Annotated in this window: 12 protein-coding genes; 9 read left to right on the top strand and 3 right to left on the bottom strand. The window is 66.8% G+C overall.

Features of this window, described 5'->3' with window-relative positions:
- The coding region (locus Q1K09_RS12450) for a hypothetical protein (protein ID WP_300345780.1) at positions 1-235 on the top strand (235 nt) is incomplete at its 5' end.
- Between the two features lie 202 nt (positions 236-437).
- Positions 438-1,661: an ISL3 family transposase gene (locus Q1K09_RS12445; protein WP_300345779.1), complete on the top strand. Its 1,224-nt coding sequence runs from the start codon at positions 438-440 to the stop codon at positions 1,659-1,661.
- On the opposite strand, the gene Q1K09_RS13120 is transcribed toward Q1K09_RS12445, so the two are convergent.
- The 3 genes from Q1K09_RS13120 to Q1K09_RS12435 all read right to left on the bottom strand — a co-directional run bounded on the left by Q1K09_RS13120 (position 1,611) and on the right by Q1K09_RS12435 (position 4,054).
- Positions 1,611-1,994: an integrase core domain-containing protein gene (locus tag Q1K09_RS13120; protein WP_366909445.1), complete on the bottom strand. Its 384-nt coding sequence runs from the start codon at positions 1,992-1,994 to the stop codon at positions 1,611-1,613. The genes Q1K09_RS12445 and Q1K09_RS13120 overlap by 51 nt on opposite strands.
- 12 nt (positions 1,995-2,006) lie before the next feature.
- On the bottom strand, positions 2,007-2,690 hold the full coding sequence (locus Q1K09_RS12440; protein ID WP_300345778.1) for a DDE-type integrase/transposase/recombinase: 684 nt from the start codon (positions 2,688-2,690) through the stop codon (positions 2,007-2,009).
- 209 nt (positions 2,691-2,899) lie between these two features.
- Positions 2,900-4,054 carry an amidohydrolase family protein gene (locus Q1K09_RS12435; protein ID WP_300345776.1) on the bottom strand — a complete coding sequence of 385 codons (1,155 nt, stop codon included), beginning with the start codon at positions 4,052-4,054 and terminating at the stop codon, positions 2,900-2,902.
- Positions 4,055-4,173: 119 nt separating this feature from the next.
- Here Q1K09_RS12435 and Q1K09_RS12430 point away from each other — a divergent pair, with 119 nt between their 5' ends.
- Genes Q1K09_RS12430 through Q1K09_RS12400 form a run of 7 tightly spaced genes read left to right on the top strand, consistent with a single transcriptional unit; the run spans position 4,174 to position 11,055 of the window.
- On the top strand, positions 4,174-4,917 hold the full coding sequence (locus Q1K09_RS12430; RefSeq protein WP_300345774.1) for a GntR family transcriptional regulator: 744 nt from the start codon (positions 4,174-4,176) through the stop codon (positions 4,915-4,917).
- Positions 4,914-6,107: an anhydro-N-acetylmuramic acid kinase gene (locus Q1K09_RS12425; RefSeq protein ID WP_300345773.1), complete on the top strand. Its 1,194-nt coding sequence runs from the start codon at positions 4,914-4,916 to the stop codon at positions 6,105-6,107. Before Q1K09_RS12430 ends, Q1K09_RS12425 begins: the two co-directional genes overlap by 4 nt.
- A gap of 12 nt (positions 6,108-6,119) precedes the next feature.
- The gene (locus tag Q1K09_RS12420; protein ID WP_300345772.1) at positions 6,120-7,643 is read left to right on the top strand and encodes a sodium:solute symporter; all 1,524 of its coding nucleotides are present in this window, start codon (positions 6,120-6,122) and stop codon (positions 7,641-7,643) included.
- Positions 7,640-8,620 (top strand): N-acetylmuramic acid 6-phosphate etherase, encoded by a 981-nt coding sequence (gene murQ / locus Q1K09_RS12415; protein ID WP_300345770.1) that lies wholly within the window; start codon positions 7,640-7,642, stop codon positions 8,618-8,620. The genes Q1K09_RS12420 and murQ overlap by 4 nt, the downstream gene beginning before the upstream one ends.
- Entirely contained in the window at positions 8,617-9,627 is a 1,011-nt protein-coding gene (locus Q1K09_RS12410; RefSeq protein WP_300345768.1) for a BadF/BadG/BcrA/BcrD ATPase family protein, read from the top strand. The genes murQ and Q1K09_RS12410 overlap by 4 nt, the downstream gene beginning before the upstream one ends.
- A 2-nt stretch (positions 9,628-9,629) precedes the next feature.
- The gene (gene nagB / locus Q1K09_RS12405; protein ID WP_300345781.1) at positions 9,630-10,412 is read left to right on the top strand and encodes a glucosamine-6-phosphate deaminase; all 783 of its coding nucleotides are present in this window, start codon (positions 9,630-9,632) and stop codon (positions 10,410-10,412) included.
- 28 nt (positions 10,413-10,440) lie between these two features.
- Positions 10,441-11,055: a GrpB family protein gene (locus Q1K09_RS12400; protein WP_300345766.1), complete on the top strand. Its 615-nt coding sequence runs from the start codon at positions 10,441-10,443 to the stop codon at positions 11,053-11,055.
- The last annotated feature ends 173 nt before the right edge of the window (positions 11,056-11,228 follow it).

Genomic DNA, 11,228 nt, shown 5'->3' with positions numbered 1-11,228 from the left:
TTTTTGGCGTGGGGGTGTGTCGGGACATCGTTCACTTTTTCTTGGGCTGGTAGTCCCTGTTGGGGTCGATGAGGTGTTCGGCGAGGATGGCTCCGGTGGTCAGGTCGATGACCATGGTTTCGCGGTCATGGACCAGTGCGAGGACGCGTTGGCCACGGTGTGCTCGTCCGATGTTGAGGTGGCGGAGTTTGCCGGCTCTCCGGATCTGAGGTGGGGGCAGACGACGCGCCGGTGAGCTGAGTACGCGGTGAAGGAGGGGTCGGGGCTCTGAAGATGTGTAGCGACCAAACCGCACATCCAGGAAGTCCCCGACCCCGATGTTCGAGAATACGCGCCCTGATTCTGTCTGCCCAGCAGGCCAGTACTCCTACTGCCATAACTGTGACCTCTTCGCCGGCCTCGATGGCTTGCACGTCATCGCCGTTCAACGGCCCTCGATGACTTCTCTGCTGAAGGTGGTGGTGGAATCAACTCCTGCCCGGGTGGGGTGCCCGGACTGCGGGATCATCGCTCATAGCGCTGGCCGGAAGACTGTGGAACTGATCGATGCCCCGGTCTACGGCAGTCCGGCCCGGCTGGTGTGGGTCAAGCGCCGGTGGCGGTGCCAAGAACCAGCCTGCTCCCGGGGTGTGTTCACCGAGCAGAACCCGAAAGTGGCCGCCCCACGGGCTCTGCTGACCCGCCGGTGTATGGCCTACGGGGTCATGATGATGCGCAGGGAGAACCTCTCGGTCCAGGGCCTGGCCCGCCAGCTCGGGGTGGACTGGCACACCGCGTGGAACGCGATCCGCCCGCTGCTGGAAGCTGCTGCTGCTGATGAGCGACGGTTCCACAACGTGGCCACCCTCGGGGTCGATGAGCATATATGGCATCACGTGAACCCTGCTCGGCGAGGCCCGAAGGCGCTGACCGGGATGGTCGACCTCACCAGAGACGCAGACGGCAAGGTAGCCGCCCGGTTACTGGATCTGGTGCCTGGGCGCACCGGTACTGTCTACGCCGACTGGCTTGCTGCCCGCGGTGAAGACTTCCGCAACGGTATCCAGATCGCCCCGCTGGACCCCTTCGCCGGGTATAAGAACGCTATCGACTCCGAGCTCGATGAGGCCACCGCCGTCCTGGATGCTTTTCATGTGGTCAAACTCGGCACCCAGGCTGTGGATGAGGTCCGGCGCAGAGTCCAGCAAGAGACCCTGGGCCACCGTGGACGTAAGGGGGACCCGCTCTACCGGATCCGCCGGCTGCTGCAGACAGGGATTGAGAACCTCACCGAAGCCCAGGCCCGGAAGATCGAGGAGGTCATCACCGCTGACCCCCGTCATGAGGAGGTCTTCCTGGCCTTCCAATGCGCTCAAGAGCTCCGGGCTGCTTACCAGCACAAAGACCTCAGGGCAGGCCGGCGGATCGCTATCAAGGTGCTGGAGTCTTTCCGGTCCTGCCCGGTACCGGAGATCGCCAGACTCGGGCGGACCCTCAGGAGGTGGCGCACAGAGTTCCTGGCCTACTTCACTACTGGGCGGGCCAACAACGGCGGCACCGAGGCCGTCAACGGGCTCATCGAGCTCGCCCGGCGCATCGCCCGCGGTTTCCGCAACCGTCACAACTACCGGCTACGCATGCTGCTGATCGGCGGAGGCCTCGATGGCTACATCCCCACCTGAAATCCGAAGAGCCAGTTTGCCCGCGTAGCGCAGGGTGATTCGTCCTTGGGGGCAGACCTTGTCGTATCGGATTCGCCAGCTGCGGTTGTTCAGTTGTACCCGTGGGCCGGCTTTGGGACGGGCGGCGTAAACGGTGGCTGGTGTTCTGCGGTTCAGCGCCCGGTGCGGTCGCTGATGGTTGTAGAGGTCTTGGAAGGTGTCCAGCTGCTGCTGCAGTCCGGTGAGGTCTTCTGGTGCTCCGGCGGTGCGCAGCCAGCGTTTCAGGGTTTGGTGGAATCGTTCGATCTTTCCCTGAGTGGTGGGGTGACCAGGGGCGCCGTTCTTCTGAGTGATGTTCAGGTCTGCCTAGAGTTGTTCGAATCCGTTGGGCTGTGTGTTCCGGCCTGCCCCCATGCCGGCGAGTCGAGTGGTGTAGACCATCCCGTTATCGGTCAGTGTTGAGGCTGGTAGCCCGTAGTGATCTGCGGTTGCTGTGAAGGTGTCGATCACGATGGGTCCGGTGACCCGGGTGTGGGCGCTGATGTGCAGCAGGTACCGGGAGTGGTCATCGAGCCAGGAGATGACTTCCAGATCGGTGTGATCGGCCAGGCGGCAGTGTGTGAAATCTGATTGCCACATCTCGTTGGGAGATTCTGCTTCGAACCGACGCCAGGAAGATCGGGGCCGCTTCTGCGGCTGGGGATCGACTTGTTGGTGACGTTTGAGAATCCGCCAGATCGTAGACACCGAAACGCGCTGATCAGATGGCAGCCGGGCATAGATCGATTCGGCCCCGGCATCCAGGCCTGACTGGTGCAGCTGGGACCGCAGGGCCAGGATCTTGGTGACCACGGTTTCAGGTGTGGCCTTCGGGCTGGTGTGAGGCCTGCGTGAACGCGGCTGCACAGCATCAAGGCCGCCTTCTTTGTAGCGGGCCAGCAGCGTGCGGATCCACCTGGTGGAGACCTCGAATCGCTGGGCAGCATCGGGAATCGGCAGCTTGGCTTCGGTGACGGCTAGGACGATCGCGCGGTTCTTCGAGGCACTCATACCAGGAACGATGTCCTGACACAGCCGCGGAACGATCTACTGACACATCAAACGGAACTATGTCTTGCCACACCCCGGAACGATGTCCTGAAACCAGACACCTCCGCCTCCGCATCTGCCCCGTCTGACAAGGAGCTCTGCTCAGTCAGGCGGGGATTTTTCTTTCCAGGACGACGGCGGCGCGGGTGCACGCTTCAGCTGTCGGCGCTTCAGCTGAGCCATTCTCCTCGGCGCATCACATGCTGAACCTCCCACTGGTCGTTCAGCACCACGAGGTCGGCCCGTCTGCCCGGGGCCAGCTGGCCGACGTCGTCGAGCCCCGCCATCCGCGCCGGATTCACGGTGGCCGCGGCCAGGGCGTCCGCAGGAGCGATTCCGGCCGCCGCGATGCTGCAGCGCACGGCCTCGGCCAGGGTCAGGGTGGAGCCCGCAATAGCACCGGGACGTCCGTCGGCGGTGAGCACTCGGGCCACGCCGTCCTGCACCTGCACTGCGAGGCGGCCCAGAGTGTAGTCCCCGTCCCGGGCGGCAGCGGCCGCCATCGCGTCAGAGACCAGCACTATGCGCTGGGATCCGCCGTTCCGCTCAGCGGTGCGCCAGGCGTAGCGGATCATCTCAGGATGGAGGTGCACGCCGTCGCAGATCAGCTCCAGAAAAGCGTCCGGGGATTCCAGCAGCGCCAATGCTGCGCCGGGCTCCCGGTGGTGGAGGCCGGTCATCGCGTTGAAGAGGTGGGTCGCCGCCGTCGCCCCTGCCAGAAGCGCCTGCCGTGTGGCAGCACAGTCCGCCCCGGTGTGGCCGACCCCGATGACCATTCCGGCCCCACGCAGCCGGCGGATCGCCTCCAGACCGCCCGGCAGCTCGGGCGCCAGGGTGATGCAGCGGACCAATTCCGCTGCCGGATGGCCTAACAGCGCTGAGACGGCGTCAGCCGAGGGTGCGCTCAGCGCCGTGGCATCGTGAGCGCCCCGGTGCCCATCGCTGAGCCAGGGCCCCTCCCAGTGGACGGCGGCCAGCTCTCCGGCGGCCACCAGCGGACGCAGCTGCTCGGTCTGCTGCAGCATCAGCTCCACGGGCGCACTCACCAAGGAGGCGACCATGGTGGTGGTGCCGCGGCTGCGGTGCGCTTCCAGCGCGTCTCTGGCCTGCGCGGTGCCCTCGGTGAAGGATGCCCCGCCCCCGCCGTGGGCATGCACATCGACGAATCCCGGCGACAGCGTCCCCTGCTCCAGGTGCAGATCAACAGCCTCCGGCGGCGCGCCATACCCAGCGTCGACCACCCGCCCTCCGCCGGTCCGGATCCAATAGGGGGCCAGTCCCCCGTCCGGGGTCAGCGCCGAGGCTGCGGAGATGATCTGATTCACCGGTGTGCTCGCATCCAGGTATTCGTGCAGGCTGATCCTGCCTGTGCTGTCACTGCGTCCGACTCCAAAGTTAGTCCAGTGGTCTTGATTTCGGAAGTGGTGTGTGCCTCAATGGTCTGGTGACGAAGTACCACGCAGTGCGTGATCTGCTCCTGGATCGTCTCGAAACGATGACGCCCGGCGATCAGTTCCCACCGGAGAGGGACCTGGCCCAGGAGATCGGCGTTTCCCGGATGACGCTGCGCCGCGCCATCGACGAACTCGTCGCCCAGGGCGCGGTGCGCCGACGCCACGGCTCGGGGGTCTTCGCGACGGGTCCCAAACTGGATCAGGCACTGGCCGCCAGCTCCTTCACCGAGGACATGCGTGCCCGCGGTCTCAAGCCAGGGGCTCACACACTCGAGTTCGAGGTCTCCCCGGCCGGCACTCGGGTGCAGCGGCAGCTGCAGCTGAGCGAGGGCGAGGAGATCGTGGCCGTCCGGCGTCTGCGCCTGGCCGACGACGAACCCATCGCCCTGGAGGAGCTGCACGTCCCGCGCCGCCTCCTGCCGAGTCTGAGGGCCGATGATCTGGAGAACCAGTCCTTCTACGAACTCCTCCACCAGCACGGCATCGAGATCAGCAGCAGCGTCCAGACCATTGAGCCGACTGTGGTCGAGGCGGAGGGGGCCCGGCATCTCGGTGTGCCGGTCCACACCCCTGCCCTGCTGTTCGAACGCACCTCCCGCAGTGCACAGGGAACGCCGATTGAGTTTGTCCGCTCGGTCTACCGCGGCGACCGCTACAAGATCCGCACCGAACTCACCATGCCCGCTCCGCACACTCCGCAGCCGGTCTCCGGAAAGGCGCGGCAGAAGCCATGATCATCGCCGGACTGATGGCAGGCACCTCTGCCGACGCGCTCGACGTCGCGCTGGTCGAGTTCGGCTCCGAGCCGTCCGGAACCGGAGAGCGTGAGCTGACCATGCGCCTGCTGGCAGCCCGGGAAGTCCCCTTCGAAACCGATCTTGCTATGGACATCCTGCGGCTGCTGGAGCCGCGTGAGGTGGAGCTTCAGGTGGTCAGCAGCGTCGACGCCCGGCTGGGCCAAGCCTGTGCGGAGGCAGTGGTCGACCTCTGCGCCGAGACGGGACTCACCTGCGAACTGGTGGTCTCCCACGGACAGACAGTCCGCCACGACGTCGCCGCGGGGCAGGTCACCTCCACCCTTCAGCTGGGCCAGCCTGCGTGGATCGCCGAGGCCACCGGCGCTCCGGTGCTCTCCGATGTCCGGTCCCGGGATGTGGCCGCCGGAGGGCAGGGCGCCCCCTTGGTCAGCATCATGGACCACCTTCTGCTCTCCGGCAGCGGGACACCGACAGCAATGCTCAACCTCGGCGGCATCGCCAATATCACCGTGGTGTCCCCGGGGCAGGAGACCATCGCTTTCGACACCGGGCCGGCCAACGCATTGATCGATCTGATGGCCCGGCGCATCACCGGTGAGGCTCGCAGCATTGACTACGACGGCGCCCTCGCCGCCCAGGGCCTGGTTGATCAGGCGTTCTTGGAGGATCTGCTGTCTGATCCCTACTACGCTCTGCCCGCGCCGAAGTCCACCGGCAAGGAGCTCTTCAGCTCGGCATACCTCCAACGGCATCTTCACGCCCACCCGGGGCTGAGCGAAGTCGACGCCATCGCTACGCTGACAGTCCTGACCGCCCGCACAGCGGCCCAGGCATGCCAAGCGCACCGCGTTGAGGAGGTCGTGGCCTCCGGCGGCGGCACACGCAACCGCACACTGATGACTCGCCTGCGGGAGGAACTGGGCAGCGGAGTCAGGCTGAGCACCACCGATGAGTCCTTCGGGCTGCCGGAGGGCGCCAAAGAGGCCTGCCTGATGGCTCTCATCGGCTGGCTGAGCTGGCATGGGCTTCCGGCCACTCTCCCCAGCGTCACCGGGGCCGCCCGCGGTACTGTCGCCGGACGCCTCACCCCAGGACACCAACCACTACGTCTACCCGCTCCACTCGACCGGCTGCCGTCACACCTGCGCGTGCTCGGCCGACCTTGAAAGGGGACTGCAATGCGGACCATCGACCTCCTGGTGATCGTGGCCTATCTGGCCGCCACCGCCTGGCTCGGACTGAAACTCAGCGGACGCCAGTCCGGGCTCAGGGACTACTTCGTGGGCGGACGGAACCTGCCCTGGTGGGCAGTCTGCCTGTCCGTCGTCGCTACTGAGACCAGCGCGCTCACCGTCATCGGTATCCCGGTGATGAGCTACCTGGGCGATATCAACTATCTGCAGCTGGGCCTGGGCTACATCCTGGGCCGGATCGTGGTGGCATTCTTCATGCTTCCGCGCTACTACGACGGCGAGATGATCACCGCCTACGCCTATCTGGGCAAACGCTTCGGGCAGACCACCCAGACCACTGCGGGCGTCACCTTCCTGTTCACCCGCCTGCTGGCCGACGGCATCCGGGTGCTGGCCGCGGCGATCCCCGTCAAGATCATCCTGGACGGGATGGGCATCCACGCCAACTACTTCACCATCATCGTGGTGCTGGCTGTGGTGACCATCGTCTACACCTTCATCGGCGGGATCAAAGCCGTGGTGTGGGTCGATGTCGCACAGATGTTCCTCTACGTGGCCGGCGGTGTACTGGCGATCATTGTGGTCACCGCCTCCACCGGTGCTGGATGGTTCAGCGAAGCCGCAGACGCCGGCAAGTTCTCCATGTTCGTCTTCGAAGGCAACCCGATCTCTGCGGATGCTTCCTTCATCGCCTCACTGCTCGGCGGCGCCGTCTTCGCCATGGCCTCACACGGCTCGGACCAGCTGGTGGTCCAACGTCTGCTGGCCTGCCGCACAAAGGCCGAGGCCCAGAAGGCGATCATCGTCTCCGGGGTGGTGGTCTTCGTCCAGTTCGCCCTGTTCCTGCTGGTCGGACTGGCGCTGTGGAGCTACTACGAGCAGGCTTCCCCGGATGCCCTCGGACTGACCCGCGACGACGAGATCTTCCCGCTGTTCATCATCGAGGCACTTCCGCAGGGCATCTCCGGGCTGCTGCTAGCGGGCATTCTGGCCGCAGCGATGTCGACTCTGTCCTCGTCGCTGTCCGCACTGTCCTCCTCCACCGTCAACGACGTCTACGCCCGGTTCGCCAAGGCCCCGCTGACCGACCGGCAGGGGCTGCGCATAGGCCGGTGGGCGACTATCGGCTGGGGGCTGGCATTCATCGCGCCGGCCACGGTCTTCCAGACCGATGAGGGCAATATCGTGGTGCTGGCCCTCGGCGTCGCCGGGATCACCTACGGTGGACTGTTGGGCGCCTTCATCTTCGGGATTCTTAACAAGCGGGCGCGGGCGCTGGATGCCAATATCGCTTTCGTCGTCGCCGTCGGGGTCAACGCATTCTTCTTCGTCATGGAGAAGTACGTCACCGGCGAGGTGTGGGTGGCCTGGCAGTGGTACCCGCTGCTGGGCATCCTGGTGACCTTCGCCGTCGGCGGCCTGTTGTCGCTGCGCCACTCCTCCCCTGCCCCGGCCGCGCCCTCGCGGGAGCAGCCGAACCCGCAGGGCATGACGGGATCTGCCGAATGAGACAGGACACCGGCTCTGAGCAGCCCGGCGCGCTGCCGCCGTCAGAGCAGCCCGGCGCTCTTCCTCCCACTGAGCAGCGCAATCCGCGCAGCCGCAACCTCGACGAACTCAGCAGCCTGGGCGTGCTTCAGCTGCTCAACGCGGAGAATGGGGCCGCCGTCGCCGCCGTGGACGCGGTGCTGCCGCAGCTGGCCGACGTCGTGGACCTGGCAGCCGAGCGGATGCGCCGGGGCGGCACCGTCCACTACTTCGGGGCCGGGACCTCCGGGCGGCTCGGCGTGCTGGACGCCAGCGAGCTCGGCCCCACCTTCAACCTGGAGCCCGGCAGGGTGGTGGGGCATATCGCCGGAGGGCCGGAAGCCCTGCAGGACGCGGTGGAGAACGCTGAGGATTCGGTGGCCGACGGCCGCCGGGCAGCCGCTGGTCTGGGCCCTGACGACGTCGCCATCGGCTTGGCGGCCAGCGGATCCACGCCGTATGTGGGCGGGGCGCTGAAGGCAGCGCAGGATGCCGGGGCCTATACCGTGCTGGTCTCGAGCAATCCGCAGGCGCCGCTGTCCCGCTGGGCGGATACTCACCTGGCGCTGGATACTGGGCCCGAGGTGGTGACCGGTTCCACTCGGCTGAAAGCCGGCACGGCGCAGAAGCTGGTGCTCAACGGGTTCTCCACTGCGCTGATGGTCGCTCTGGGGCGCACTTGGGAGAATCTGATGGTCTCCGTGGTGGCGACCAACGCCAAGCTGAGGGAGCGGACAGTACGCATCCTCTGCGAAACCGTGGGAGTCGACGACGCCGCGGCGCGGGAGCTGCTGGAGCGCACCCGCGGCGACCTGAAGGCCGCTATTGTCACCTCGCTGGCGGGTGTCTCATCTGCCGAGGCATCTGCCCTGCTTGAGCAGCACGCCGGCTCAGTTCGTGATGCCATCCGGGCCGCCGCGCCGGAGAGTAGGCCGCACCGCAGGGAGCCGGGCTCGTGACCACACCCGATGGCCCCGTGCTGGGCATCGACATCGGCGGAACCGGGAGCCGGATGACCCTGACCTCCCCGGAGGGCAGAGAAGACGTGGTGGGTCCGCGGGCTGAGGTCAGTGCCGAGGGAAGCTCCGCTCCTCAGCTCGCCGCCGAGCTGGTGGACACCGCCTGCCGGAACTGGCCGGAGCAGATGGCCGCTGTTCGCGGCATCGGCATCGGAGCCACCGGAGTCACCTCATTGGTCGCTGACCCCGGTGGACTCACCAGAGAACTCGCCGCCCTCGCCGGCGTCGCCGTCGCTGTGGCGACCGACGCGGTGACCGCCCATCTCGGCGCCCTGGGCGGCCAAGGCGGCGCTGTGGCGGCGCTTGGGACCGGGGCCATTGCCGTCGGGCACCCCGGACCTGATCCGGCAGGCAGCTTCCCTCCTCGGTGGCGGCGCGTGGACGGCTGGGGTCACCTGCTGGGCGATCGAGGCGGCGGGGCCTGGCTGGGGCGGCAGGGACTGGAACTGGCGATTCGCTGCGTAGACGGCGTTCCACCCGGCGGCGGAGCCTCAGACGGAGAGCAGCTCCTGGACGCCGCGGTGCGCCGCTTCGGCCCGCCCGGTGACTGGCCGGCGCAGCTCTACACCCGTCAGGACCGCGCCGGCGTGCTTGCCGAGTTCGCCCGCGACGTGGTGGAGCTGGCGCATGCGGGGGACGCGGCCTCGGCTGAACTGGTCGCCCGCGCCGGCGCCGAAGCTGCTGATAGTGCTCTGGCTGCCCTGGAGGAGGACCATCCGGCTCAGGTGGTGCTCACCGGGGGCCTCAGCGGCTCCCACGCGGTGCGCACGGCGTTCTCGGCGCGGCTCACAAGCCGAAGCCCAGCCGTGGTCGAGCATCAAGCGGCTGGCGATCCGCTGGACGGGGCGGTGAGGCTGGCTCGGCTCGTCGCTGCCGGGCGCCTGCTGCCTCAGGAGGGTGTGCTGTGGCTAGGGCACCCGGACCGTGACTCAGAAAGGACGTGGTGAGCGTGGAGGTTGTCATCCGACCCGCCGATGAGCTGGCGGTGCTGGCTGCCGATGTCATTGAGGCCCAGCTGCGGAAGGCTCCGAACTCGGTCCTCGGGCTGGCCACCGGATCCAGCCCCCTGAGGGTCTACCAGGAGCTGATTCGCCGGCACCAGGAATCCGGGCTCTCCTTCGCCCGGGCGCGGGGCTTCACCCTTGACGAGTATGTCGGGCTGCCTGCCGACCATCCGCAGCGGTACCGCAATGTGATCGCGGAGGAGTTCGTGGACCATCTGGACTGGCCGGCGGAACAGGTGCAGGGTCCCGACGGGTCGGCTGCGGACCTGACCGCCGCCTGTGCCGCCTATGAGCAGGAGATCAAGGCGGCAGGCGGAGTGGACATCCAGCTGCTGGGCATCGGCACTGACGGACACATTGCGTTCAACGAGCCAGGCTCATCACTGGCCTCACGGACACGCATCAAATCTCTGACTCGGCAGACCCGGCGGGACAATGCGCGGTTCTTCGACGGCGAGATCAGCCGGGTCCCCGTACACTGCCTGACCCAAGGGCTGGGGACCATCAGCGAAGCGCGGCACCTGATCCTGCTCGCCTTCGGGGAGGAGAAGGCCGAGGCCGTTCACCAGCTGGTGGAGGGCCCGGTCTCAGCCCGCTGGCCGGCCACCGTGATGCAGTTCCATCCCCATGTCACCGTGTTGGTGGATGACGCTGCAGCCTCACGCCTGGAACTTGCTGACTACTACCGCCAGACTTACGCATGCAAACCTGAGTGGCAGGGCCTATAGCGCGGCACTGCGGATAAGGAGGGACAGCGTGCTGGAGGCGTCCGAGATTGTCACGTTCAGGGATGTTCCCCCGCCGCCGGGGGAATCCCCGTGGGTGAATGGCTCCGAACCGCCGCGGGAGGAGATTGCTGTAGTGGCTCCGGACCCGCGCTGGCCGGAATGGTTCCAGCAGATCGCGGATCGCATCCGCAGTGCGCTTGGGATGCGGGCTCTGAGCATCGAGCATGTCGGTTCGACCGCTGTCCCGGGACTCCCGGCCAAGCCGGTGATCGACATTGACCTGATTGTGGCGGACTCATCGAAGACGAGTGCCTGGCTTCCGCAGCTTCAGCAGGCCGGTTTCACGCACACCGTCAGCGAACCCTGGTGGTACAAGCACCACTGCCTGAGGTTGTCGCAGCCGCGCTGCAACCTGCATGTGTGGTCGCCCGGCTGCCCTGAGGCATACCGCCACCGGCTGTTCCGGGACTGGCTGCGTCACAGTCCTGCGGACAGGGACCTCTACCGCGACGCAAAGCGTGCCGCGGCAGAGGCCTCCAACAGCGGCCGGGAGTCAGTCGAGGAATACAACCAGCGCAAGCAGGACGTGATTCGCCAGATCTATCAGCGCGCATTCTCCGCTGCCGGACTCCTTGACCCCTAAGCGCAGTATGCGGACACGCACCACCTGCCCCACCGCCGGCGGGGGCGTGCTCAGGCGGTGAGGATGTAGTGGTGGGCTTGGTGGAGGTCGATGGTGGGGTTGACCGGCAGCGGTGCGGCTGCTGGTGGGCTGGCCCGCTCGGGTGGGCTGGCCCTCTCGGCTGAGCCGGTGCT

Source organism: Nesterenkonia sp. (assembly GCF_029265375.1).
Lineage (GTDB): Bacteria > Actinomycetota > Actinomycetes > Actinomycetales > Micrococcaceae > Nesterenkonia.
This window is presented reverse-complemented; position numbering and strand designations above follow the sequence as displayed.

Coding starts and splice junctions, on each gene's coding strand:
- Q1K09_RS12445 (WP_300345779.1), top strand. CDS start 438: ATGACTTCTCTGCTGAAGGTGGTGGTGGAATCAACTCCTGCCCGGGTG.
- Q1K09_RS12440 (WP_300345778.1), bottom strand. CDS start 2,690: ATGAGTGCCTCGAAGAACCGCGCGATCGTCCTAGCCGTCACCGAAGCC.
- Q1K09_RS12425 (WP_300345773.1), top strand. CDS start 4,914: ATGATCATCGCCGGACTGATGGCAGGCACCTCTGCCGACGCGCTCGAC.
- Q1K09_RS12420 (WP_300345772.1), top strand. CDS start 6,120: ATGCGGACCATCGACCTCCTGGTGATCGTGGCCTATCTGGCCGCCACC.
- murQ (WP_300345770.1), top strand. CDS start 7,640: ATGAGACAGGACACCGGCTCTGAGCAGCCCGGCGCGCTGCCGCCGTCA.